Annotated in this window: 23 protein-coding genes and 1 riboswitch; of the genes, 17 read left to right on the top strand and 6 right to left on the bottom strand. The window is 61.3% G+C overall.

Annotated features, from left to right (window positions below; genetic code table 11):
• The first annotated feature begins 1 nt into the window (after window position 1).
• From ACT8X9_RS02530 to ACT8X9_RS02500, 7 genes are all read left to right on the top strand, one after another.
• A complete protein-coding gene (locus ACT8X9_RS02530; RefSeq protein WP_444268013.1) occupies window positions 2-1,513 on the top strand; it encodes an ABC transporter ATP-binding protein in 1,512 nt (503 codons plus the stop codon).
• The gene (locus ACT8X9_RS02525) at window positions 1,514-2,254 is read left to right on the top strand and encodes an energy-coupling factor transporter transmembrane component T family protein (RefSeq protein WP_412589704.1); all 741 of its coding nucleotides are present in this window, start codon (window positions 1,514-1,516) and stop codon (window positions 2,252-2,254) included.
• 316 nt (window positions 2,255-2,570) lie between these two features.
• Window positions 2,571-3,620: a GDP-mannose 4,6-dehydratase gene (gmd, locus tag ACT8X9_RS02520; protein ID WP_444268012.1), complete on the top strand. Its 1,050-nt coding sequence runs from the start codon at window positions 2,571-2,573 to the stop codon at window positions 3,618-3,620.
• Between the two features lie 23 nt (window positions 3,621-3,643).
• A complete protein-coding gene (locus tag ACT8X9_RS02515) occupies window positions 3,644-4,588 on the top strand; it encodes a GDP-L-fucose synthase family protein (protein ID WP_156065654.1) in 945 nt (314 codons plus the stop codon).
• 85 nt (window positions 4,589-4,673) lie between these two features.
• Entirely contained in the window at window positions 4,674-5,990 is a 1,317-nt protein-coding gene (locus ACT8X9_RS02510; RefSeq protein WP_444268011.1) for a sugar phosphate nucleotidyltransferase, read from the top strand.
• A gap of 19 nt (window positions 5,991-6,009) precedes the next feature.
• On the top strand, window positions 6,010-6,996 hold the full coding sequence (locus tag ACT8X9_RS02505; protein ID WP_412589839.1) for a type I phosphomannose isomerase catalytic subunit: 987 nt from the start codon (window positions 6,010-6,012) through the stop codon (window positions 6,994-6,996).
• Window positions 6,997-7,001: 5 nt separating this feature from the next.
• Window positions 7,002-8,675 (top strand): phospho-sugar mutase, encoded by a 1,674-nt coding sequence (locus ACT8X9_RS02500; RefSeq protein WP_444268010.1) that lies wholly within the window; start codon window positions 7,002-7,004, stop codon window positions 8,673-8,675.
• Between the two features lie 97 nt (window positions 8,676-8,772).
• Here the strand turns inward: ACT8X9_RS02500 and ACT8X9_RS02495 are convergent, their stop codons facing one another.
• A complete protein-coding gene (locus ACT8X9_RS02495; protein WP_227620976.1) occupies window positions 8,773-8,982 on the bottom strand; it encodes a hypothetical protein in 210 nt (69 codons plus the stop codon).
• A 185-nt stretch (window positions 8,983-9,167) separates the two neighbouring features.
• Here ACT8X9_RS02495 and ACT8X9_RS02490 point away from each other — a divergent pair, with 185 nt between their 5' ends.
• The 10 genes from ACT8X9_RS02490 to ACT8X9_RS02445 all read left to right on the top strand — a co-directional run bounded on the left by ACT8X9_RS02490 (window position 9,168) and on the right by ACT8X9_RS02445 (window position 18,902).
• Window positions 9,168-10,001: a PfkB family carbohydrate kinase gene (locus ACT8X9_RS02490; RefSeq protein WP_227620977.1), complete on the top strand. Its 834-nt coding sequence runs from the start codon at window positions 9,168-9,170 to the stop codon at window positions 9,999-10,001.
• Between the two features lie 10 nt (window positions 10,002-10,011).
• The gene (locus ACT8X9_RS02485; protein WP_444268009.1) at window positions 10,012-10,518 is read left to right on the top strand and encodes a tRNA (cytidine(34)-2'-O)-methyltransferase; all 507 of its coding nucleotides are present in this window, start codon (window positions 10,012-10,014) and stop codon (window positions 10,516-10,518) included.
• Window positions 10,509-11,399 (top strand): DegV family protein, encoded by an 891-nt coding sequence (locus ACT8X9_RS02480; protein ID WP_444268008.1) that lies wholly within the window; start codon window positions 10,509-10,511, stop codon window positions 11,397-11,399. Before ACT8X9_RS02485 ends, ACT8X9_RS02480 begins: the two co-directional genes overlap by 10 nt.
• Window positions 11,400-11,512: 113 nt before the next feature.
• Window positions 11,513-11,614: riboswitch (PreQ1-III riboswitch) on the top strand.
• Window positions 11,615-11,621: 7 nt separating this feature from the next.
• Entirely contained in the window at window positions 11,622-12,149 is a 528-nt protein-coding gene (locus tag ACT8X9_RS02475; RefSeq protein ID WP_444268007.1) for a QueT transporter family protein, read from the top strand.
• A 279-nt stretch (window positions 12,150-12,428) separates the two neighbouring features.
• A complete protein-coding gene (locus tag ACT8X9_RS02470; protein ID WP_444268006.1) occupies window positions 12,429-13,196 on the top strand; it encodes a helix-turn-helix domain-containing protein in 768 nt (255 codons plus the stop codon).
• A 235-nt stretch (window positions 13,197-13,431) separates the two neighbouring features.
• Window positions 13,432-14,157, top strand: coding sequence for a YkgJ family cysteine cluster protein (locus ACT8X9_RS02465; RefSeq protein WP_444268005.1), 726 nt, complete (start codon window positions 13,432-13,434; stop codon window positions 14,155-14,157).
• A gap of 169 nt (window positions 14,158-14,326) precedes the next feature.
• Window positions 14,327-15,355, top strand: a complete 1,029-nt coding sequence (locus tag ACT8X9_RS02460) for an ABC transporter substrate-binding protein (protein WP_444268004.1) — start codon at window positions 14,327-14,329, stop codon at window positions 15,353-15,355.
• Window positions 15,356-15,464: 109 nt separating this feature from the next.
• Window positions 15,465-16,412 (top strand): ABC transporter permease, encoded by a 948-nt coding sequence (locus tag ACT8X9_RS02455; RefSeq protein WP_227621296.1) that lies wholly within the window; start codon window positions 15,465-15,467, stop codon window positions 16,410-16,412.
• Complete coding sequence (locus ACT8X9_RS02450) at window positions 16,405-17,199, top strand: ABC transporter ATP-binding protein (RefSeq protein WP_444268003.1); 795 nt, start codon at window positions 16,405-16,407, stop codon at window positions 17,197-17,199. The genes ACT8X9_RS02455 and ACT8X9_RS02450 overlap by 8 nt, the downstream gene beginning before the upstream one ends.
• A 314-nt stretch (window positions 17,200-17,513) precedes the next feature.
• A complete protein-coding gene (locus ACT8X9_RS02445; RefSeq protein WP_249233173.1) occupies window positions 17,514-18,902 on the top strand; it encodes an alanine/glycine:cation symporter family protein in 1,389 nt (462 codons plus the stop codon).
• Window positions 18,903-18,942: 40 nt separating this feature from the next.
• On the opposite strand, the gene ACT8X9_RS02440 is transcribed toward ACT8X9_RS02445, so the two are convergent.
• From ACT8X9_RS02440 to ACT8X9_RS02420, 5 genes are read right to left on the bottom strand one after another with little or no spacing between them, the layout of a single operon-like run.
• Window positions 18,943-20,157 carry a carboxynorspermidine decarboxylase gene (locus ACT8X9_RS02440; protein ID WP_249233172.1) on the bottom strand — a complete coding sequence of 405 codons (1,215 nt, stop codon included), beginning with the start codon at window positions 20,155-20,157 and terminating at the stop codon, window positions 18,943-18,945.
• On the bottom strand, window positions 20,157-21,416 hold the full coding sequence (locus tag ACT8X9_RS02435) for a saccharopine dehydrogenase C-terminal domain-containing protein (protein WP_444268002.1): 1,260 nt from the start codon (window positions 21,414-21,416) through the stop codon (window positions 20,157-20,159). Before ACT8X9_RS02435 ends, ACT8X9_RS02440 begins: the two co-directional genes overlap by 1 nt.
• 38 nt (window positions 21,417-21,454) lie before the next feature.
• A complete protein-coding gene (gene speB, locus ACT8X9_RS02430) occupies window positions 21,455-22,333 on the bottom strand; it encodes an agmatinase (protein WP_227621291.1) in 879 nt (292 codons plus the stop codon).
• Window positions 22,330-23,190, bottom strand: a complete 861-nt coding sequence (gene speE / locus ACT8X9_RS02425; RefSeq protein ID WP_444268001.1) for a polyamine aminopropyltransferase — start codon at window positions 23,188-23,190, stop codon at window positions 22,330-22,332. The genes speB and speE overlap by 4 nt, the downstream gene beginning before the upstream one ends.
• Window positions 23,191-23,200: 10 nt before the next feature.
• A complete protein-coding gene (locus tag ACT8X9_RS02420) occupies window positions 23,201-24,670 on the bottom strand; it encodes an aminotransferase class I/II-fold pyridoxal phosphate-dependent enzyme (RefSeq protein WP_227621289.1) in 1,470 nt (489 codons plus the stop codon).
• Window positions 24,671-24,874 lie beyond the last annotated feature (204 nt).

The raw sequence follows: 24,874 nt of genomic DNA, 5'->3' as shown, positions 1-24,874 counted from the left end.
AATGTCGGCTGATCTCGCGCTGGAGCTGGAAGATGTCGTGTTCCGCTATCAGGAAAAAGGCAGGCGCAACATTCTGGATCATACCAGCCTGACCATTCCGGCTGGGACGCTTACAGTCCTGATGGGCGGCAGCGGCTGCGGAAAAAGCACGCTGGCTGCGGTGGCCGCAGGACTCTACCCTGAGAACGGCGGCTTTTTGGAAAGCGGCATCATCCGGCTGTACGGGCAGGATCTAAAGACACTGGATCCCCAGAAGCGCGCCGCCTACCTGACGGTGCTGTTCCAGAATCCCGACTTGCAGTTCTGCATGAATACCCTGCGGGAGGAGATGCGCTTCTGTCTGGAAAACATCTGTATCCCTGCCGGGAAGATGGATGAACGAATCGAACAGGCCGCCGCAGAGCTTGGCATCGTGCCGCTGCTGGATCAGCCCCTTTCGACCCTGTCCGGCGGCGAAAAACAGAAAGCGGCCCTCTCCTGCCTCTATGTCATGGAGAGCCGCTGCATCCTGCTGGACGAAAGCTTTGCAAATCTGGACCACGAGGCGGCGATCCAGCTGCTGGAGATGCTGCTCAGAATGAAAGCCTCCGGCCGGACCATTCTGGCCATTGACCATAGGGCAGACCTCTGGCTGGAGGCTGCGGATGAGATCATCCTGCTGGAAGAGGGCGGCAGAGTGGCCGCCCGGAGCATCAACTGCAAGAATCTGCCGGAGCACCGCGCAGATTTTGAGCGGCTTGGCCTGTTTTACCCGGGTTCCCGGTCGGAACGGACTGTGGCCCGCCCGGCAGAGGGCAAACCGCTGCTGCAGTTCCGGGGAGTCAGCATCCGCAAGGGGCTGCCCATCCGGCGCAAGTGGGGCCGACCGGTGTACGATGCTCCCTTTTTGGTGCAGAATACGGATGCGGATTTCCCGGCGGGCTGTATGACCGCTGTTCTTGGCCCCAGCGGCACCGGAAAGACCACCACGTTTCTCTCGGTGCTCAGGCAGCACCCCTACACGGGACAGATCTTGTTTCAGGGGCGGGACATTGAAAAAATGAAGCTCAAAGAGCTGTATCGCCATATTGGCATCGTTTTCCAGAACCCTGCGAACCAATTCGTCACCCAGAATGTGGAGGACGAGGTCTGTGTGGGGCTGCGACTCTGGGAGCCGGGCCTCTCCGACGAAGCCTGCCGCCAGCGTGCCGAGGAACTGCTGGACCGCTACGGCCTGAAACGGCAGCGGCGCTATTCGCCCTATATGCTCAGTCAGGGCCAGCAGCGGCGGCTGGCTGTCCTCTCGGTGTTGGCAGGCGGACAGGAGCTGCTCTTACTGGATGAACCTACCTATGGTCAGGATTCCCGCTCGGTGAACGCGATCATGGAGCATCTGCGGGAGAAAGTGGAGCTGGAGGGACTGACGGTGATCTTCATCACCCACGATACCGAGCTGGCTGCGGCTTGGGCCGATAAAATCTACCGGCTGGAAGACACCATGCTGGTGGAAAAAACCGCCGGGGAGGTGCTGTAAATGCTGGAACGCTGGAATCCTACCGTAAAAGCATTTACGGTGCTGGTCTGTGTCATTCTGCTCTCATTCGAGTATCTGGTCAGCCTGAACCTGCTGGTACTGGCCGTCTGCCTGCTGCTGTTGGTGTTCTGCTCCCGGGTAAGCCTGAAAAAGATCGGTGTCATCCTGCTTCCTGCCTGCGTCGCGGCATTTGGCTTGTTTGTAATGGGTCTTTACTATGCCCGGGGCGGCAGCACGCAGACCGTAGATATGAGCAGTCTGTCGGCCATGCCTTACAGCGTGCGTGCGGCAATGTCCCAGAACCTGTATACGGCATTGCAGCTGGCGACCCGTCTGCTGGCCTATGCGGGGCTGGGCATCCTGTTCGCGCTTTCCACCGAGGGCGATTTCTTTATTGCGAGCCTGCTCCACCAGTGCCACCTCCCGCCTAAGTTTGCCTATGGCATCTTGGCGGCGTTCCACCTGATGCCGGGAATGGCGCGGGAGTATGCGCAGGTGCGCACTGCTTTTGCGGTGCGTGGTCTGAAAATGGGGCCGCTCTCCATGAAGCCGGTCTTCACGATGCTGGTCAACAGCGTCCGATGGTCGGAGTCCATCGCCATGGCCATGGAGTCCAAGGGCTTCTGCGGGGAGGCACCGCGTACCTATTATACAGTGCCCCGGGTGCACTGGTACGACTTGGCCGCTGCTGCGCTTATGGTGGGCGGCGTGGTGCTTGGAATGCTGTTTCTAAAGCTCTGAGGTGGGTTTCCATCAACACCGGATAGTGTGGAGCCAAGGAAAGCCGCTGGTAAAGCGGCCAAAGGCACTGGGAGATATCCGTGGCGTGTCCTATATTTATGGGATGTTTAATAGGTTTGGTCTGATCGAGGTGCCAGTGAAACAGGACGAGCCAAGAAGCGATCCGACCAGTTGACCAACAAAAACCAATATTGTGCTAATAGAACACTGCTTCAGCACTTTAGGTAAGCTGCCAAAATCCATAAAATATAATTATACGATAAAATATACTCAATACATCAAAAGATAAATCGTTTCTTAGAGAGGAATAAAACACATGAAAAAAGCACTGATTACTGGCATCACCGGTCAGGACGGTTCCTATCTGGCAGAGTTTCTGCTGGAGAAGGGCTATGAGGTCCACGGCATTGTCCGCCGCGCTTCCATCTCCAACACCGCTCGTATCGACCATTTGATCGAGAAGAACGCTATCACTCTGCACGACGGCGACCTGTCCGATTCCTCCGGCCTGATCCGTCTGGTGGGCGAGATCAAGCCCGATGAGATCTACAATCTGGCTGCACAGAGCCATGTTCAGGTCTCCTTTGATGCTCCTGAGTACTCCGGCGATGTGGACGCACTGGGCGTTCTGCGCGTGCTGGAGGCTGTCCGCGTCTGCGGCCTGACCAAGACCTGCAAGGTGTATCAGGCTTCCACCTCCGAGCTGTACGGCAAGGTCGAGGAAGTCCCCCAGCGCGAGACCACCCCGTTCCATCCCTATTCTCCGTATGCTGTGGCCAAGCAGTACGGCTTTTGGATGGTCAAGGAGTACCGCGATGCTTACGGGATGTTCGCTGTCAACGGCATCCTGTTCAACCATGAGTCTGAGCGCCGTGGCGAGAACTTTGTCACCCGTAAGATCACGCTGGCAGCCGGTCGTATCGCCGAGGGTCTGCAGGATCATCTGGAGCTGGGCAACATGGATTCTCTGCGTGACTGGGGCTACGCCAAGGATTATGTCGAGTGCATGTGGCTGATCATGCAGCAGGAGAAACCGGACGACTTCGTCATTGCTACCGGCGTGCAGCACACCGTCCGCGACTTCACTGAGAAGGCTTTCGCAGCCAACGGCATCACCATCCGCTGGGAGGGCACCGGCATCGACGAGAAGGGCTATGATGCAGCTACCGGTAAGATGCTGGTCTGCGTGAATCCTCAGTGGTTCCGCCCCACCGATGTGGACAACCTGTGGGGCGACCCCACCAAGGCAAAGACCGTTCTGGGCTGGAATCCGCAGTCCACGACTTACGAGCAGCTGGTGGAGATCATGGCCAAGCACGACCGTGAGCGTGCAAAGCGCGAAAAGGCACTCAAGGCAGTTCTGTAATTTGGAAAGAAGGCAATTCTGTTATGATGGAAAAGAATGCTAAGATTTATGTCGCAGGTCATCGCGGCATGGTGGGCTCTGCAATCGTTCGTGAGTTGCAGCGTCAGGGCTACACCAATATCATCACCCGCACCCACAAGGAGCTGGACCTGACCCGTCAGGATGCTGTGGAAGAGTTCTTCGCACAGGAGAAGCCGGAGTATGTGTTCCTCGCTGCTGCCAAGGTCGGCGGCATCGTAGCCAATCAGGAAGCACTGGCTGATTTTATGTATGACAACATGACGCTGGAGATGAACGCCATCCACTCGGCTTGGAAGAACGGCTGCAAGAAGCTGGAGTTCCTCGGCTCCTCCTGCATCTACCCCCGCATGGCACCGCAGCCCATGAAGGAAAACTGCCTGCTGACCAGCGAGCTGGAAAAGACCAACGAGGCCTATGCACTGGCGAAGATCTCCGGTCTGAAGTACTGCGAGTTCCTGAACCGTCAGTACGGCACTGACTACATCAGCGTCATGCCCACCAACCTCTATGGCCCCAACGACAACTACCACCCCACCCACAGCCATGTGGTCCCGGCACTGATCCGCCGCTTCCACGAGGCCAAGGAGCAGAATCTGCCCAGTGTTACCTGCTGGGGCGATGGCTCTCCGCTGCGTGAGTTCCTGTATGTGGACGATCTGGCAAACCTGTGCGTTTTCCTGATGAACAACTACTCCGGCAACGAGACCGTCAACGCTGGCACCGGCAAGGAGCTGACCATCAAGGAGCTGACCGAGCTGGTCGCTAAGGTCGTGGGCTACACCGGCGAGATCAAGTGGGATACCACCAAGCCCAACGGCACGCCCCGCAAGCTGCTGGATGTGTCCAAGGCCACCAATCTGGGCTGGACCTACAAGACCGAGCTGGAAGACGGCCTGCGCCTGTCCTATGAGGACTTCCTGAACAACCCGATGCGTGCAGAGCGCTAAACGCTGAATCTTAAAGAAACGATTTGAAAAGGTCGTGTGTCCGTGCAGGGCCACGGCCTTTTTTGCTAGATGACAGGAGAAAAATATGAATCTGGTGTTATTGTCCGGCGGTTCCGGCCAGCGTCTGTGGCCGCTTTCCAATGATATTCGTTCCAAGCAGTTCATCAAAATCTTCCATCGGGAAGACGGCGAACTGGAATCCATGGTGCAGCGTGTCTACCGTCAGATCAAGGCGGTCGATACCGATGCAACCGTCACCATTGCTACCTCCAAATCGCAGGTTTCGGCCATCCACAATCAGCTGGGCGAGGAAGTGGGCATCAGCGTGGAGCCTTGCCGCCGGGATACCTTCCCGGCCATCGCTCTGGCCGCAGCTTACCTGAAGGATGTGCAGGGCGTCGGCGAGGAAGAATCTGTGGTCGTCTGCCCGGTAGACCCCTATGTGGAGAACGACTACTTTGAGGCGCTGAAAGCACTGGGCGACCGTGCCGCTGTCAGCAGCGCAAATCTGGTCCTGATGGGCATTGAGCCGACCTACCCCAGCGAGAAATACGGCTACATCATCCCCATCGGCAAAGAGCGGGTCAGCAAGGTGTCCATGTTCAAGGAAAAGCCGACGCAGGAAGTGGCAAAGGCCTACATTGCAAAGGGTGCGCTCTGGAACGGCGGCGTGTTCGCCTTCAAGCTGGGCTATGTGCTGAACCGTGCCCATGAGCTGATCGATTTCGTGGACTATGAGGACCTGTTCAATAAATACGATACCCTGAACAAGATCAGCTTCGACTATGCTGTGGTGGAGCACGAGCCGGAGATCGAGGTCATGCGCTTTGCAGGCACTTGGAAAGACCTTGGCACTTGGAATACTCTGACCGAGGCAATGGACAGCCACGCGGTGGGCGAGGCACTGTTTAACGAGAAGTGCGAGAATGTCCATGTGGTCAACGAGCTGGATGTGCCCATCCTCTGCATGGGTCTGAAGGATGTGGTAGTCTCTGCCAGCCCGGAAGGCATTCTGGTCTCGGATAAGGAGCAGTCCAGCTACATCAAGCCCTACGTCAACACGCTTGACCATCGTGTCATGTTCGCCGAGAAATCGTGGGGCAGCTTTAAGGTCATCGACATCGACAAGGCTTCCATGACCATCAAGGTGACTTTGAATGCAGGCCATCAGATGAACTACCACAGCCACCAGCACCGGGATGAGGTCTGGACGGTCATTGCAGGCAAGGGCAAGACCATTGTGGACGGCATGGAGCAGAATGTGAAGGCGGGCGACGTCATCACCATGTCCGCAGGCTGCCGCCATACCGTGATTGCCGAGACTGAGCTGAAGCTCATCGAAGTGCAGCTGGGTGAAGCCATCGATGTCCACGACAAGCAAAAGTTCGAGCTGGAATATTGAGACATCGCAGGAGGCAGTTATGCAAAACAAGAACAAGCCTCTTTTGCTCCGACCGTCCGGCAAGGATTATCTCTGGGGCGGCAGTCGTTTGAACGATGAATTTGAAAAAAACATCGACCTGACCCCGCTGGCAGAGACGTGGGAGTGCTCCACCCACCCCGATGGCCCCAGCTATGTGGTGGGCGGCGCCTTTGATGGGCAGGAGCTGGCAGAGGTGCTGAGAGCGCACCCGGAGTATCTGGGGGAGCGCCACAAGGGCGAGAACACGCTGCCGATCCTCATCAAATTCATCGATGCCAAGAAAGATTTGTCGGTGCAGGTGCATCCCACCGATGCCTACGCACAGGAGCACGAAAACGGCCAGCTGGGCAAGACCGAGATGTGGTATGTGCTGGACGCCAGCAAGGACGCAAAGCTCGTGTATGGCCTGAAACGGGAACGTACCGAACAGCAGATGCGGGACGCTATCGCCAAAGGAACCCTGATGAAGGACTTGCAGTGGGTTCCGGTCAAGAAGGACGACCTGTTTTTTATTGAAGCAGGTACTATCCATGCCATCGGTGCGGGTGCATTGGTGGCCGAAATTCAGGAAAACTCCAACCTGACCTACCGCCTGTACGATTATGACCGTGTGGGCAAGGACGGCAAAAAGCGGGAACTGCACATCGACAAGGCGCTGGATGTAGCGAACCTGAAGAGCAGCGCAGAGCCGAAGCAGCCCCTTCGGGTGCTGAAATACCGGCAGGGCATTGCCTCTGAGCTGCTGACCCGCTGCAAGTATTTTGAAGTGTACCGGATGATCGTCAACACCGAGCGGCGGCAGAAGGTGCACTACCGGGCAGATGAGATCGCCTTCCGGGTGCTGCTCTGCGTCAACGGCTGCGGCACGATCTCCTATGAGGGCGGCAATCTTCCGTTCTATAAGGGAGACTGCATCTTTGTCCCGGCGGATTCCGAGGTGCTGACCATCCACGGGCAGGCACAATTTCTGGATGTGAGAGGGTAAACGATATGGATATGAAAAAGGAATACGAACGCTGGCTGGCGAATGCCACCGCCGATGCCGACGTAGTGGCAGAGCTGAAAACGCTGGACGATGCCAAAATCGAAGACGCATTCTATCGTGACCTCGCCTTTGGCACGGGCGGTCTGCGCGGCGTCATCGGCGCAGGCACCAACCGGATGAACGTCTATACCGTGGCAAAGGCCTCTCAGGGTCTGGCGGACTATTTGAAGAAGAATTTTGAAACGCCGTCTGTGGCCATCGGTTACGACAGCCGCATCAAGAGCGATGTGTTTGCAAAGGTGGCTGCGGGTGTGTTCGCGGCCAACGGCGTCAAGGTCAACATCTGGCCTGTCCTGATGCCGGTGCCAACAGTATCTTTTGCGACCCGCTATCTGCACACTTCTGCCGGTGTCATGGTGACGGCGTCCCACAACCCCAGCAAGTACAACGGCTATAAGGTCTACGGCGCGGACGGCTGCCAGATCACCACCGAGGCCGCAGCAGAAATTCTGGCTGAGATCGAGAAGCTGGACATCTTTGCCGACGTCAAGACCGGTGATTTTGAAGCAGGTGTGGCAGACGGCAGCATCCAGTACATCCCGGATGAGGTCTACACCGCCTTCGTGGAGCAGGTCAAGAGCCAGTCTGTTCTGTTCGGCGAGACCGTCAATAAGGATGTCGCCATCGTGTACAGCCCGCTGAACGGCACCGGTCTGAAGCCTGTGACCCGCACCCTGAAGGAGATGGGCTACACCAACATCACGGTGGTCAAGGAGCAGGAGCAGCCGGACGGGAAATTCCCGACCTGCCCGTACCCCAACCCGGAGATTAAGGAAGCCATGGCACTGGGCATGGAGTATGCCAAAAAGTGCAACGCCGACCTGCTGCTGGCGACTGACCCCGACTGTGACCGTGTGGGTATCGCCGTCAAGAACAAGGCAGGGGAGTACGAGCTGCTGACCGGCAACCAGACGGGTATACTGCTGCTGGACTACGTTTGCAGCCAGCGCGTCAAGCACGGTAAGATGCCTGCTGACCCGGTCATGGTCAAGACCATCGTCACCATGGACATGGGCGAGCAAATTGCTGCCCATTACGGCCTGCGCACCATCAACGTGCTGACCGGTTTCAAGTTCATCGGGGAGCAGATCGGCAAGCTGGAACAGCAGGGAAAGGCAGACAGCTATGTGTTCGGCTTTGAGGAGAGCTATGGCTACCTGACCGGCTCCTACGTCCGGGACAAGGACGGCGTGGACGGCGCGTACATGATCTGCGAGATGTTCAGCTACTATGCCACCAAGGGCATCAGCCTGCTGGACAAGCTGGAGGAGCTGTACAAGACCTACGGCTACTGCCTGAACACCCTGCACAGCTATGAGTTCGACGGCAGCGCCGGTTTTGCCAAGATGCAGAGCATCATGCAGGCATTCCGGGGCGGCATCAAGGAGTTCGGTGGCAGGAAGGTCGTGAAGCTGCTGGACTACGCACCGGGTCTGGACGGCCTGCCCAAGTCCGACGTGCTCAAGTTCCTGCTGGAAGACAACTGCTCCATCGTGGTGCGCCCCTCGGGCACCGAGCCGAAGCTCAAGACCTATATCTCGGTCAGTGCGGAGAATAAGGAAGCCGCCGAGAAGGTGGAGGCAGAGATCGCCAAGAGCGCGGAAGCATACCTGAAATAAAATCGGCGGTACGGCGCAAAGCCTTCTGCCCCGACAGACAGCAGCACCCCGGCCTCCCTTAAAAAGGGAAAGCCGGGGTGCTGTTGTATCGGCCCGGTCAGCCGTCCATCCGGCGCTCGACGAAATCATCCACCATCTTGTCCAGCTGGCTCACGGCGTGCTCGGCGCCCTTCGCCAGCTTGCGGGCGGTGCGGCGCATCTGGCGCTGGCTGGTGTTGGTGGCCATGACGCCGGCAGCACCCAGTGCGGCCCCGGCGGCCATACCGAGCAGGAGCGGGGCGGTGGAGCTTGCGTGTTCGTTTTTCATGGGAGAAACTCCTTTCGAATCGGAAATTTTGGGCGGTGAGGCTAGTATTTCCGCCAAAGGATTCACTATACGCTTTTTTTGTGCAGGAAAATGTGGTATACTGTATCATATTCTGATAAACTGGGCTGGCTGTGGGCTGGCCCGGCTTATGGGAAAAGGCATATCCTGCGAAGGAGGTTTCTTTTTTGCTGAAGATAACAGAACCGAAAAAAGTTCTCTGTATCCACGACCTTTCCGGCGTGGGGCGCTGTAGTCTGGCGGTCATCCTGCCGGTGCTCAGCGTCATGGGCATCCAGCCGGTGGCCCTGCCCACGGTGATGCTCTCCACCCACACCGGCGGCTTTGGCGCTCCGGCTCGTCTGGACGGCTGCGCCTACGGGGAGGCCGCGCTGGAGCATTACCGGGAGCTGGGGCTGAGCTTTGACTGCATCTACACCGGCTACCTCGGGGGCGAGGCGCAGGCCGCGCTGGCTGAGAAGGCCTTCGACCTCTGGCCCTCGGCCTACAAGGTGGTAGACCCCGTGATGGGGGATAACGGCAGGGCCTACACCACCGTCACCCCGGCCTTCATCGACCGGATGCGGCAGCTCTGCCGCCGGGCTGACCTTATTCTGCCCAACGCCACCGAGGCCGGGCTGCTGCTGGAAAAGCCCCTGCCCGACCCGCTGGACGAGGCGGGCGCACAGGCGCTGGCCGACGAGCTGGCGGCGGCGCTGGCCCCCAACGTGGTGGTCACGGGCTTACAGCTGGACAAGTACATTGCCTGCGCCGGTGCGGGCCGCGAACGCTTCGTGGTCAAAAAGCTGCACATCGCCCGCAATTTCCCCGGCACGGGCGACCTCTACGGCGCGGTGCTCATCGGCTCGCTCATTCAGGGCAACGCCCTGAGCGCGGCGGCAGACAATGCAGCGGAATTTGTGGCGCTGGCCATCCAGAAGACGCCCTATGATCAGGACACCCGCTTCGGCGTCTGGTTCGAGCCTCTGCTGCCCCGGCTGTGCCCGCTGCGGGAAGAGTGAGGCGGCGGATATGAGCGATAAACCGACCCTGAACATCGTGCTGGTGGAGCCGCGCATCCCGCAGAACACCGGCAACGTGGCCCGCACCTGCGCCTGCACGGCCTGCCGCCTCCATCTGGTGGGGCCGATGGGCTTTGCCATCGACGACCGGAAGCTCAAGCACGCCGGGCTGGACTACTGGCACTATCTGGACATCAGCTATTATGATGGTCTGGACGACTTCTTCGCCCGGAACGCCGGGCCGTTCTACTACTTTACGACCAAAGCGCCCCAGCGCTACACCGACGTCGCCTACCCGGACGGGGCCTACCTCGTGTTTGGCCGGGAGGACGCCGGGCTGCCGGAAGCGCTGCTGGCAGCCAATCAGGAGCACTGCATCCGGATGCCCATGCGGGACACCTGCCGCAGCCTGAACCTGTCCAACAGCGTCGCTGTGGGTGTGTACGAGGTGCTGCGCCAGTGGGATTTTCCGGAGCTGCTGGACCACGGCCATCTGCGAGACTATGAATGGAAATGAGGGATACTATGAGCAAAATTGCGATTCTGACCGACTCCTCCTGCGACATCCCGCAGGAGCTGGCCGAAAAATACGGCATCGACATCATGGGCTTCCATATCCTGCTGGACGACGAGGATATTGTGGAGCGCGAGAAATACACCCCCGAGGAGTTCTACGACAAGATGCGGGCCGCTAAGGGCATCCCCTCCACGGCTGCCATCACCCCCATCCAGTTCTGTGAAAAATACTGCCAGTATGTGGACGAGGGCTACACCGACGTCATCCATGTGCCCATCAACCGCTCCGGCTCCTCCACCTACAACAACGCCGTCATGGCGCAGGGGATGCTGCGGGAGGAGCGCCCGGAGCACCACCTGAACATCCACCTGCTGGACCCCCACACCTACTCGATGGTGTTCGGCTGGTATGTCTGCGAGATGGCCCGCAAGCTGCAGAACGGCGCAGAGCTCCGCCACGTCATCGGCGAGTTTGAGGCACAGATGAACAAGATGGAGGTCATCCTCGGACCCTACAGCCTCAAGCAGATGAAGAAGAGCGGCCGCATCTCCGCCGCTGCCGCCGTCATGGGCGAGCTGATGGGCATCCGCCCCATCATCACCCTCATCGACGGCAAGACCAAGGTGGAGAGCAAGGTGCGCGGCGACGACAAGGTCGTTCCCGCCATGATCGACCTGTGCAAAAAGCGCACCGAGGGCGTGGAGGACTTCGACTATATGATCGGCCACACCTCCATCCCGCAGGCCGTGGAGCTGGAAAAGGCCTGCCGCAGGGCGTTCGGCAAAGCCCCCCTCACCACCTTTAATCTGGGCGGCGTCGTCTCGGCCAACACCGGCCCCGACACCCTTGCGCTGGTCTATGTGGGCAAGCCCCGGGGCTGAACCCCGCTGGAAGACTGCTGCTGTGCGGCAGTCTTTTTTCGTGCAGCCGTTGCATCCCGGCCCAAACTATGATATAATTACTTGAGTTGTGCCTGCGGGCACGGTGTCTCAAAGAGCAACTTAGGATTTTAGGCTCCCCGGCGTGTCTCGAACCATGCCGGGCCAAACCCACAGGGGCTGGCGGTCCCTGCGCGGTCAAAATCAAACCGCTGGAGTTATAGTATGAAGAATCAGAATCTTTCTGTCCGTAAACTGGCCCGCTGCGGCATGGTCGCAGCCCTCTACGTCGTGCTCTGCATGGCGCTGCAGCCGTTCTCTTACGGCGCGGTGCAGGTGCGTGTGGCCGAGGCCCTCTGCCTGCTGCCGGTGTTCGGCGCAGAGTACATCTTCGGCGTGGTGCTGGGCTGCTTCCTCGCAAACCTGCTCGGCTCCACCATCGTGGACGTCATCTTCGGCACGCTGGCTACCCTGCTGGCCTGCCTCGTGACCTACAAGCTGCGGAACATCCGCTTCAAGGGTCTGGCTGTCGCAGCCTCGCTGCCCCCGGTGGTCTTCAATGCCGTCATCATCGGCATCGAGATCGCGGTGATGTTCCCGGACCCCACTTCCAGCGCACCCCTCTGGCTGGCCTGCATCACCAACGGCATCTCCGTGGGCATCGGCGAGCTGATCAGCTGCACCGTGCTGGGCGTCCTGCTGGTCCGCATCATCGAGGCCAGCCCTTCGGTCAGGAAGGTCTTCGAAGCCTGAATATAAGACGCTCCCGCGCCGTCCCGGCGGGCGTGCCTGATCGAGCAGGCCGCTTGTCCGGGCCTGAAAGGCTATTTTACCGAGTTGCTCGGCCTTTCGGGCGGCTGCGGCGGGAAGCGATACGATACGAAGCGCTGCGCGGGAGACCGTGCGGCGTTTTTTCTTTGTAAAAGAGACGGAGGAGCGATGATTCTACCGCCCGTCGGTTGCGCAGGAGGATGCGGCCCGGTACAATAGGACCAGAAAAGGGCGGCAGACGCCCGCAAGGAGGCAGAAGATATGTACGAACTGGACAAAGCCGCATTTGGCCGCTTTCTGGCTCAGCTGCGCAGGGAAAAGGGGATGACCCAGAAGGAGCTTGCCGCGACGCTGTATGTGTCCGACAAGGCCGTCAGCAAGTGGGAGCGGGGGCAGAGCGTGCCCGACATCTCGCTGCTGGTGCCGCTGGCCGAGCAGCTGAACGCGACGGTGGCCGAGCTTTTGCAGGGCCGCAGAGTAGAGGAGGAGCGGCGCTTCACCCGCGAGGAGACGGAGGAGCTTATCCGCAAGGCGCTGACCTTTTCGGCAGAGCCGCCGGAGCGCCGTCAGGCGCGGACGAGGAAGTATCTGCCGGTGTATGTCATCTGCTGCGTGCTGGGCGTCGCCGGAGCGCTGGCCGTCTGGGCCGCAGGGCTGGCCGACATCGAGGGAGCGCTGGCTCTGCTCATCATCGGTGTGGTGTTCGGCGTCGTCTACGGGGCATATACCATGTTCTGGATGGCCGAGACCCTGCCCCGCTACTACGACGAGAACCGCATCTGCAACTTTGCACAGGGTGCGTTCCACATCCACATCCCGGGGGTGTACTACAACAACCGCAACTGGAAGCATATCCTGCGGGCGTTCCGGGTCTGGTCGATGGCGTCGCTGGTGCTGGTGCCGCCCTGCACGGCGGGGGCTGTCCTGCTCGAGCACGCTACCGGCTGGCAGGTGTGGGTCGCGGTGCTGGTGGTGTATATCGCCTCGCTGTTCGGGGCTATCGTGATACCGGCGAAGAGGTTTGAGTGAGGGCGAAAGCCCCTCCGAGCCACGCAGGTTATCTGACCAAGTGACGCTTTTCCATCGCTGCTATGTCGAAATATCCACTTGGCCAAGGGGACCAAATGAGCATAGCTGACCAAGTGGGTCACTTGGCCAATCCATGTCACTTGGCCAAACTGACCAACTGGGGAAATATAACGTATCTATATTATTAAATGGCCACTTGGCCATATAATTCACCACAGTATACAGGAGAGATCATATGCTCAAGGATTCACAGCTCGACCTCTGCGGACGGGTCGATTTTGCCCGCACGGCCCCGCTGCTGGGGCGGGACGAGGCGTTTTCCTTCGCCTGCGCAGGCTGCGGCGACTGCTGCCGGGGGCGGGAGGACATCGTGCTGTCGGGCTTCGACCTCTGGCGCATCGCGGCCCGCCTCCGCCTGCCGCCCCAGACCGTGGCCCGGGCCTTCTGCCGGGCGTCCATCGGGCCGGTGAGCCATCTGCCGGTGCTGCGGCTGGCCCCCGTGAAGGAGGAGCGGAACAACTGCCCCTTCCTCACCGAAGACCACTGCGCCATCCACGACGCCGAGCCGCTGGTCTGCGCCCTCTACCCGCTGGCGCAGGAGATCAGCCGGGAAGGGGAGGTGCGCTACTTTTTGCAGCCCACCGGCTGCGGGGGAACGGTCTTTGCGGCGCGGGTGGAGGACTATCTGGCCCGCTACGATGTGCCCGCCCGGGAAAAGACCGACGTCCGCTGGGCGCAGACCTGCATGGAGCTGGAGGACGTGGTGGAGCCGCTGGACGCTGCCCTCGAGCCGCCGCTGCGCCGCCGGATGCAGGCGAAGCTCTGGCAGGCCCTCTATTTCCGGTTCGACTACGGGCGGGCCTACCTGCCGCAGCTGGAAGCAAACCTCGTCTGGCTGGACGAAGCACTGCAAAAACTGACGGAGTATCAGCAGAGAAGAAATACCTATCGAAAAAAGTGATGGATAGATGCACTCTAATCGATAATTAGGGCCGAAAGAGCGTTGCCAACGGAGGGAAATCGTGCTATACTTCACGAGTGTAAAGCAGAGATCGCTCTGCTGGACATTGAAATGCGTGTTTGCGCGGCATCCTGTGGCCGCGTGAGCGAAAAATGAGGGAGTAATCATTATGCGTAAAATCACTCGTCGTTCGTTTCTGGCTGCCGCCGCTGTCTGCGGCGCTGCTGCTGCCATGACCGCCTGCGGCGGCTCTTCTGCCTCCTCCGCAGCGGCTTCCTCTGTGGCAAGCTCTGCCGCAGCAGGCTCTGCTGCCGCTTCCGGCGACAGCTACACCGTCGGCATCTGCCAGCTGGTGCAGCACGCCGCGCTGGACGCTGCAACGCAGGGCTTTGAGGACGCTCTGACCGCAGAGTTCGGCGACAATGTGAAGTTCGACTTCCAGAACGCACAGGGTGATTCCGCTACCTGCGCCACCATCGCCAACGGCTTCGTCTCCGCAGGCGTGGACCTCATCATGGCAAACGCCACCCCCGCCCTGCAGGCGGCACAGTCTGCCACCAACGAGATCCCCGTGCTGGGCACCTCCGTCACCGAGTATGGCGTGGCGCTGGGCCTGAGCGACTTCTCCGGCACGGTGGGCGGCAACATCTCCGGCACCTCCGACCTCGCCCCGCTGGACCAGCAGGCCGATATGATCGTGGAGTGGATGCCCGAGGCCAAGAAGGTGGGCCTGCTGTACTGCTCCGCAGAGGCCAACAGCCAGTATCAGGTGGATGAGGTCCAGAAGTATCTGGAGGCCAAGGGCGTCACCGCGACCCAGTACGCCTTCTCCGACTCCAACGACCTGTCCTCCGTCTGCCAGAAGGCCGCTGACGAGAACGATGCCCTGTATGTCCCCACCGACAACACCGTCGCCGCCAACACCGGCATCGTGGACGGCATCTGCCGCCCCGCCAAGAAGCCCGTCTTCGCCGGTGAGGAGGGCATCTGCGCCGGCTGCGGCGTGGCGACCCTGTCCATCAGCTACTACGATCTGGGCTACACCACCGGCGAGATGGCCGTCAAGATCCTGAAGGGCGAGGCCGACATCTCCACCATGCCCATCGAGTACACCGACGTGACCAAGAAGTACAACAAGGCCGTCTGCGACGATCTGGGCCTGACCGCCCCCGAGGGATACGAGGAGATCGAGGGCTGAGAGGTTGAACCATTAAAAATATAGCGGAGAAGGGCATTTTCCCGCCTTTCTCCGCTTTCCCGTATCAAGCGGGAAAATAAAAAAAGTGTAATTTACAGGAGGAATCATTTTGGAACTGCTTGCAAGACTGGCGAACCTGCCCGGCGCTCTGCCGGGTGCGTGCGCACAGGGCCTGATCTGGGGCATCATGGCCATCGGCGTTTACCTCACCTACCGCATCCTTGATGTGGCCGACCTGACCGTGGACGGCTCCTTCGGCACCGGCGGCGCAGTCTGCGTCATGTGCCTGCTGTCGGGGCAGAACGTCTGGGTGTCGCTCCTCGTGGCTGTGCTGGCGGGCCTTGCCACCGGCCTCGTCACCGGCCTGCTCCACACCTTCATGGGCATCCCGGCCATCCTTTCCGGCATCCTGACCCAGCTGGCCCTCTACTCCATCAACCTGAAGATCATGGGCAAGGCCAACCAGTCCATCAACGTGGACAAGTACGGCCTGCTCATCTCCCTGCGCTGGGTCAAGGAGTTTGCCCTCCACAACCCCATCATCATGGTCATCCTCGTGACGGCTGTGGTCATCGGCGTGCTGTACTGGTTCTTCGGCACCGAGCTGGGCTGCGCCATCCGCGCCACCGGCTCCAACCCCGCCATGTCCCGTGCACAGGGCATCAACACCAACTTCAACATCGTGCTGGGTCTGGCCGTCTCCAATGCGCTGGTGGCCCTGTCCGGCGCTCTCCTGAGCCAGTATCAGGGCTTTGCCGATGTCGGCATGGGCCGCGGCGCCATCGTCATCGGTCTGGCCGCCGTCATCATCGGCGAGGCGGTGTTTGGCCGCATCTTCCACAACTTTGCCCTCAAGATGATGTCCGTCTCGCTGGGTGCCATCATCTACTACATCGTCATCCAGCTGGTGCTGACCCTCGGCTTCGACGCAAACCTGCTGAAGCTCCTGAGCGCATCCGTCGTGGCCATCTTCCTCGCTGTGCCGTACTGGAAGGGCAAGTATTTCTCGAAGCCTGCGGCCAAGAAGGCAAACAAGGAGGGCGCAAAAAATGCTTGAGATCCAGAATGTTTCCAAGACCTTCAATGCGGGCACGGTCAATCAGAAGACGGCCCTGAACGGCCTGAACCTGAAGCTGAACGAGGGCGACTTCGTCACCGTCATCGGCGGCAACGGCGCGGGCAAGTCCACCATGCTGAACGCCGTGGCCGGTGTCTGGCCCGTGGACTGCGGCAAGATCATCATCGACGGCGTAGACGTCACCCGCCTGAGCGAGCATCAGCGCGCCGCCTACATCGGCCGCGTCTTTCAGGACCCCATGACCGGCACTGCCGCCACCATGCAGATCGAGGAGAACCTCGCCCTTGCGGCCCGCCGCGGCAAGCCCCGCACCCTCCGCATCGGCATCACCAAGGCCGAGCGGGAGCAGTACCGCGAGCTGCTGAAGAGCCTCGATCTGGGCCTTGAGAACCGGCTGACCGCCCGCGTGGGCCTGCTGTCCGGCGGCCAGCGTCAGGCGCTGACCCTCCTGATGGCGACGATGAACAAGCCCAAGCTCCTGCTGCTGGACGAGCACACCGCCGCCCTCGACCCCAAGACGGCCCTGAAGGTGCTGACTCTCTCGGCCAAGATCGTCGAGGAGAACCACCTGACCACCATGATGATCACCCACAACATGAAGGATGCCATCAAGTACGGCAACCGCCTCATCATGATGCACGAGGGCCACATCATCTACGACGTCTCGGGCGACGAGAAGAAGGATCTGCAGGTCTCCGACCTGCTGGCAAAGTTCCAGATCGCCAGCGGCGGAGAGTTCGCCAACGACCGGATGATCCTGTCCTGATAAGCTGCACACCAAGCTCCTCCGCAAGGGGGAGCTTTTTGATTTTATAAGGAACCCGGGTTGCGGCTCCCAGCGTCTGCTTCGGCCCTTGGTGCGGGCCTCGCATCCTGCTGGCCGCGGCCCCAACAACTCCTCCCTGTTTCCGCCGCTGGCGGCGGTCGTCGTCGTTGCTCCCAAAGGGAGAGGCTTCTGGACGGGGAAGAGTGACTTGCTTTTTTCTCCTGAACTTCATGACAGTGATTTACAAATCGAACAAAATATACTATAATAGGGAGGCGACAATTTCACAATAGGAAGCACTGGGAGGAAATGCTGTGCTGATTCAACTCATCGAGGGCGTCTACCGCCTGCTGTGGGGCGACCTGCTCACCCTGCATCTGGGGAGCGTGACCCTCACGCTCTCCTTTATGGTCATCCTGCTGCTGACGGCAGGGGTGTTCTTCACCCTCCGCACCCGTCTGCTGCCGGTGCGTTTGTTCCGGGATATGCTGGCGGCGGTCTGCGAAAAGAACGACAAGGGCAAGGGCCTCTCGTCCTTCCAGACGCTGGTGGTGTCCACGGCCACCCGGGTGGGCATGGGCAATCTGGTGGGCGTCGTGGCGGCGGTGTCTGTGGGCGGCGCAGGCGCGGTGTTCTGGATGTGGGTGACGGCCCTGCTGGGGGCGTCCACCTCCTTCGTGGAGTCTGCGCTGGCCCAGAAATATAAGCAGCCCGACCCCCTCTACGGCGGCTGGCGGGGCGGCCCGGCCTACTACATCCACACCCTCGCCGAGCGCAGGCGGGGGAAAAAGCTCCGCCGCTCGGTGACGGCCTGCCTGTTCGCGGTGTCGGGACTCATCTGCTGGTGCGGCATCAGTCAGGTCGTCAGTAACTCGGTGAGCGAGGCGTTTCAGAACGCCTTCGCCATCCCGCCCCTGACGACGACGCTGGTGCTGACGGCGCTGGCGGCGGTCATCGTCCTGCGGAAGGAGGCCACCGTCAGGAGCCTTGACGTCATCGTCCCCATCATGGCGGGCTGCTACTTCGTCATGACCCTCTGGATCATCCTCACCCACCTGCCCCAGCTGCCCGGCGTTTTTGCCCGCATCTTCTCGGAGGCCTTTGGCCTGCGGCAGGCCGTGGGCGGCGGCTTCGGTGCAGTGGTGATGAACGGCATCAAGCGGGGCCTCTTCTCCAACGAGGCCGGCTCCGGCTCGGCCCCCTGTGCCGCCGCAGCCGCAGAGTGTGATGACCCGGTGAAGATGGGCCTCGTGCAGGCGCTGGGCGTCCTCATCGACACCATCGTCATCTGCAGCTGCACGGCCTTCGTCATGCTGCTGGCCCCCGAGAGCGTCACCGGCGGGCGGCAGGGCATGGACCTTTTGCAGGCGGCCATGGAGTATCATCTGGGCGGCTTCGGCGTGGTGTTCATCGCGGTGACACTGGCACTGTTCAGCTTCTCCACCTTCCTCGGCATCCTCTACTACGCCCGCTGCAATGTGGCCTACCTCTTCGGCGACCGCTGGCTCTGGCAGACGGCCTACAAGGTGCTGGCGCTGGTGATGCTGGTGGTGGGCGGCATGGAGGCCTACACCGTGGTGTGGGACCTCGGCGATGTGGGCATCGGCCTCATGACCATCTTCAATATGCTGGCCCTCTACCCCCTGTCCGGCGAGGCCCTGACCGCCCTGCGGGAGTACGAAGCAAAAAAGAAGCTCAAGTAACTAAAAAAGCCATCGGCCCAGACAGCCGATGGCTTTCGTTTTATGCGCGGTGTCCCAGCCGCATCTTGAAGTCGTTGTAGCCGAACCGCACCAGCTCCCGGCAGGTGCCGTCCTCGGTCAGCGTCCAGATGGGGGGCAGAGGCATCCCGTTGAAGGTATTGTTCTTGCAGGTGGTGTAGATGGCCATGTCGCCGAAAAGGAGCCTGTCGCCCTCGGTCAGGGGGGCGTCGAAGCTGTAGTCTCCCACGACATCGCCTGCGAGGCAGGTCGGCCCGCCGAGGCGGACGGTGACGCTCTTTTCGCCCGGCTCCCCTGCGCCCAGCAGAGGCGGGCGGTAGGGCATCTCGATGACGTCCGGGGTGTGGCAGGCGGCGGACATATCGAGGATGGCGAGGCTGGTGCTGCCGTTGTGCAGGGTATCCAGCACCGTGGTGACGAGATAGCCCGCGTTCAGCGCCCACGCCTCGCCCGGCTCGAGATAGACCTGTACACCGTACTTCTCCTGCATCCGGGTGATGCAGGCTTCCAGCGTCGGAAGGGCATAGCCCGGGCGGGTGATGTGGTGTCCGCCGCCAAAGTTGAGCCACTTCAGGCCCGGCAGCAGGCTGCCGAACTTCGCCTCGACCGCGTCCAGCGTCAGGGCCAGCGCGTCGGCGTCCTGCTCACAGAGGGTGTGGAAGTGGAGGCCGTCCAGCAGGGAAGAGAGGCCCGGCTGCTTTTCCAGCGCGGCATCCCACTGGGCGCGGGTGGTGCCGAGGCGGCTGCCCGGGGCGCAGGGGTCATAGATGGCGTGGCCCTCCTGCGTCGAGCACTCGGGGTTGATGCGCAGGCCCACGCTCTTGCCCGCAGCCTTTGCCGCCGGGCCGAACTTTGCCAGCTGGGCGGGGGAGTTGAAGACGATGTGGTCGGCGTAGTGGAGCAGCTCTGCGAACTCGTCCACCCGGTAGGCGGCGCAGAAGACGTGGTTCTCCTTCTGGGGCAGCTCCTCCCTGCCCAGACGGCTCTCGTAGAGGCCGCTGGCCTCCGTGCCCGCCAGATAGGGCGCGAGGAGGGGGTAGAGGTCGAAGTTGGAGAAGGCCTTCTGGGCCAGCAGCATCTTGCAGCCCGTCCGCTGCTGGACGCCCAGCAGGATCTCGCCGTTGCGGCGCAGCTGGGCCTCGTCCAGCAGATAGCAGGGGGTGGGCAGGGAAGCGAGGGCCGCTTCGGAGAGGTTTGCCAGCCCGGCGAAGGGCGGGCGTGTATCGAGCACCCGCATCAGTCCACCAGAGCCGGGCTGTGGCTCTCAGAGCGGGGCAGGCCGTACTTGTCCAGAGCGTCCAGATAGGGGTCCGGATCGAACTCCTCGACCGTGTGGACGCCCTTGGTGGTCCACTTGCCGGTCAGCAGCATCAGGGCGCCGCACATGGCGGGCACGCCGGTGGTGTAGCTGATGGCCTGCGAGCCGACCTCTTTGTAGCACTCCTGATGGTCGCAGACGTTGTAGATGTAGTAGGTCTTTTCCTTGCCGTCCTTTTTGCCGGTGAAGATGCAGCCGATGTTGGTCTTGCCCTTGGTGCGGGGGCCGAGGCTGGCAGGGTCGGGCAGGAGGGCCTTGAGGAACTGGATGGGCACGATCTCCTGACCGTTGAACTGGATGGGCGTGGTGGAGAGCATCCCCACGTCCTCGAGGCAGCGCATATGGTCGAGATAGCTCTGGCCGAAGGTCATGAAGAAGCGGATGCGCTTTGCCTCCGGGATGTTCTTGGCGAGGGACTCGATCTCCTCGTGGTGGAGCAGGTACATATCCTTCTGGCCCACCTTGTCGAAGTCGTACTCCCGCTTGATGCTCATAGCCGGAATTTCCACCCAGTGGCCGTCCTCCCAGTAGCTGCCGGGGGCAGACACCTCACGCAGGTTGATCTCGGGGTTGAAGTTGGTGGCGAAGGCATAGCCGTGGTCGCCGCCGTTGCAGTCGAGGATGTCGATGGTGTCGATGGTGTCGAACTCGTGCTTCTTGGCGTAGGCGCAGTAAGCCTGCGTCACGCCCGGGTCGAAGCCGCTGCCCAGCAGGGCGGTGAGGCCGGCCTCCTCAAACTTCTTGGCGTAGGCCCACTGCCAGCTGTAGTCGAAGTAGGCGGAGAAGCCTGCCTCCTTGCAGCGCTTCTCGTAGGCGGCGCGCCATGCCGGGTCGTCGGTGTTCTCCGGCTCGTAGTTGGCGGTGTCCATGTAGTTGACGCCGCAGGCGAGGCAGGCGTCCATGATGGTCAGGTCCTGATAGGGCAGGGCGATGTTCATCACGAGGTCGGGCTGGTAGCTCTTGATGAGGGCGATGACCTCGTCCACATGGTCGGCGTCCACCTGCGCGGTGGTGATGCGGGTCGTGGTCTTGGGGGCAAGCTCGGCGGCCAGCTTGTCGCACTTGGACTTGGTGCGGCTGGCGATGCAGATGTCGGTGAACACCTCGGGCACCTGGCAGCATTTGTGGATGGCGACGGAGGCCACGCCGCCGCAGCCGATGATCAGAACTTTGCTCATGATGGTTTCTCCTTTATGTCAAAATATTCATTCCTTCGTCAGGTCTGGAAGCCGGGCCAGCCCTTGTCCAGCGCGATGAGCAGCTCCCGCAGCACCTTGCAGGCCGTGGCCGTGGAGACGCCGGAGATGTCCAGCATGGGGGCCAGCTCGTTGAGGTCTGCGCCTACGATGTTGGCCTTGGCCACGGTGCGGATGGCGTCCAGCAGCTGCAGGAAGCTCACGCCGCCGGCCTCGGGGGTGCCGGTGCCGGGGAAGCAGGAGGGGTCGAGACAGTCGAGGTCGATGGTGAGGTAGACCGGCTCTTTGGTGGCGCAGAGCTGCTCGGTCAGCTCGGCAAGGCCGGTGAAGTCGAACTTGTGCATCTCGGTGTGCTGGGCGGCGAACTCGAACTCGGCCCGCTCGCCGCTGCGGATGCAGAACTGGTGGATGTGTCCGTCGCCCACCAGCTCGTGGCAGCGGCGGAGGACGCAGGCGTGGCTCAGCTTTGCGCCGAGGTAGTCATCCCGCAGGTCGGCGTGGGCGTCGAAGTGGATGATGTGGAGGCCGGGGTATTTCTGCGCTACAGCCCGCACAGCGCCCAGCGTCACCAGATGCTCGCCGCCCAGCAGGAGGGGCAGCTTGCCGTCCTTCAGGATCTCCGCCGCCCGGGCCTCGATGTCGGCGAGGGCTGCCTCGCTGGAGCCGAAGCAAAGCTCGAGGTCGCCGCTGTCGAAGACGTCGAAGTCGGTGAGGTCGGCGTTCTGGTAGGGGCTGTAGGTCTCGAGGCCGAAGCTCTCGTGCCGGATGGCCGACGGGCCGAACCGTGCGCCGGGGCGGTAGCTGGTGGTGGAGTCGAAGGGGGCGCCGTAGAGCACGATGTCGGCGGCGCGGTAGCTGCTGTCGCAGCCGATGAAGGTTTCAACATTGGGTGAGATCATTTGGGTTCCTCCACTTCGCGCAGCATCTCCTCGAGGAATGCTGGCAGATAGAAGGCTCCGACGTGGAGCCGGGTAGTGTAGTAGCGGGTGCGCAGGTTCAGCGCCTTCCATGCGTCGGCGTCGAGGTCGTCGATGGGGTGGTACTTCTTGCTGGCAAAGCCGAAGAGCCAGTAACCGGCGGCGAAGGTCGGGATATGGGCCTGATAGACCCGGCTGACCGGGAAGGTGGACGCGATGCGCTTGTGGCTGCGCTGCATGGCGCTGGCGTCCTCGGTGTAGAAGGGGCTGCCCTGCTGGTTGACCATGATGCCGTCCTCTCGCAGGGCATTGAAGCAGCTGCCGTAGAACTCCCGGGTGAACAGGCCCTCAGAGGGGCCGAAGGGGTCGGAGGAGTCCACGATGATGAGGTCGTATTCAGCCTCGCAGCGGCGGATGTACTTCAGGGCGTTCTCGAAGTAGATGTGCACCCGGCGGTCATCCATCCGGCAGGCGTTGCCGGGCAGATAGGCGCGGCAGGCCTCCACGACCTGCGGGTCCATCTCCACGAGGTCGATGCGCTCGACCCGGTCGTAGCGGGTCAGCTCCCGCACCACGCCGCCGTCGCCGGCGCCGATGACGAGGATGTCCTTGGCCTCCCGGTGGACGGCCATCGGGACGTGGACGATCATCTCGTCGTAGATGAACTCGTCCCGCTCGGTGAGCATGACGTTGCCGTCCAGCGTCAGCACCCGGCCAAACTCGGGCGTCTCAAAAATATCGATGCGCTGGTAGTCGCTCTGCTTGGAGTAGAGCTGTTTGTTGACCCGGATGCTGTGCTTGACGTCCGGGGTGTGAAATTCCGAAAACCAAAACTCCATCTGCTTCTCCTTATGCCAGAACATTCAGGTGCAGGATGTCCGGGTCTTCCGGGCCGGTCATGCTGCAGCCTTTGGCCTTGGCGTACTCGATATAGTTCAGTATCTCCTTGGTGATGCGTTCGCCGGGGGCAAGGATGGGGATTCCCGGGGGATAGCACATGACGAACTCGCTGCACACCATCCCCTCGGTCTCCCGGAGGGGCAGGCTCTTTTTGGGGGCGTAGAAGGCCTCCTGCGGGCTGGCGGCGACCACGGGGTCGATGTACTCCTGACTCAGCAGGCCCGCGCCGTCGGTGTGGTAGCGGCGCTTGATCTCGGCCAGCGCACTCACCAGACGCTCGATCTCCTGCGGGCGGTCGCCGATGGAGAGGTAGGCGAGGATGTTGCCGATGTCGCCGAACTCGATCTGGATGTCATACTCATCCCGCAGGATGTCGTAGACCTCGATGCCGGCAAGGCCGATGTCCAGCGTGTGGACGCTGAGCTTGGTGGTGTCGAAGTCGAAGACCGAGTTGCCGTTGCAAAGCTCCTTGCCGAAGGCATAGTAGCCGCCCACAGCGTTGATCTCCTCCCGGGCGTACTCGGCCATGTCGGCCACCTGATGGAACACCTGACGGCCCCGCAGCGCGAGGTTGCGGCGGGAGATGTCAAGGCTGGACATCAGCAGATAGCTGCCGGAGGTGGTCTGGGTCAGGTTGATGATCTGGCGCACATAGCCGGGGTGGACGTTGGGGCCGATGAGCAGCAGGCTCGACTGGGTCAGGCTGCCGCCGCTCTTGTGCATCGAGACGGAGGCCATGTCCGCGCCCGCCGCCATGGCAGAGACAGGCAGGCTGCCGCCGCCGAAGTAGAAGTGGGTGCCGTGGGCCTCGTCGGCGAGGCAGAGCATCCCGGCGTCGTGGGCCATCTTGACGATGGCGCGCAGGTCGGAGCAGATGCCGTAGTAGGTGGGGTTGTTCACCAGCACAGCCACGGCATTCGGATGCTCCTTGATGGCCTTTTCCACCTGCTCCCGCTTCATGCCCAGCGAGATGCCGAGGCGCTTGTCCACCTCGGGGTTGACGTAGACCGGCACCGCGCCGCAGAGCACCAGAGCGTTCAGCACGCTGCGGTGGACGTTGCGGGGCAGGATGATCTCATCGCCCCGCTTGCAGACTGTCAGCACCATGCTCTGCACCGAGCTGGTGGTGCCGCCCACCATCAGGAAGGCGTGGGCCGCGCCGAAAGCGTCGGCGGCCAGCTCCTCCGCCTCCCGGATGACCGATACCGGGTGGCAGAGATTGTCCAGCGGTTTCATGCTGTTGACGTCCACGCCCACGCACTGCTGGCCCAGAAAGGCCGTCAGCTCGGGGTTGCCTCGCCCGCGCTTGTGGCCGGGCACGTCGAAGGGCACCACCCGCATCTGTCGGAACTGTTCCAGCGCCTCGTAGATGGGTGCGCGGCGCTGGTCCAGCCGGAACCTTGTACGGTTCTCACTCATGTTTTTTCCTCCGTCCCTGATTCCTGTTACCCCCATGCGGACAAACAAAAAAGCGCAAGCCCTGCACGCGGAGTGCAGACTTGCGCTTTGAAAAACCGTTTGAACGCGCGGATAAATTCCCCGGGCAGAACACCGGAGCAGTATCACAGCATGATTCAAAAGGACGGGATGACGAGAGTCTATATAGCAATTACACTTTTACTA

Source organism: Faecalibacterium sp., assembly GCF_052358865.1.
GTDB lineage: Bacteria > Bacillota > Clostridia > Oscillospirales > Ruminococcaceae > Faecalibacterium > Faecalibacterium butyricigenerans.
This window is presented reverse-complemented; position numbering and strand designations above follow the sequence as displayed.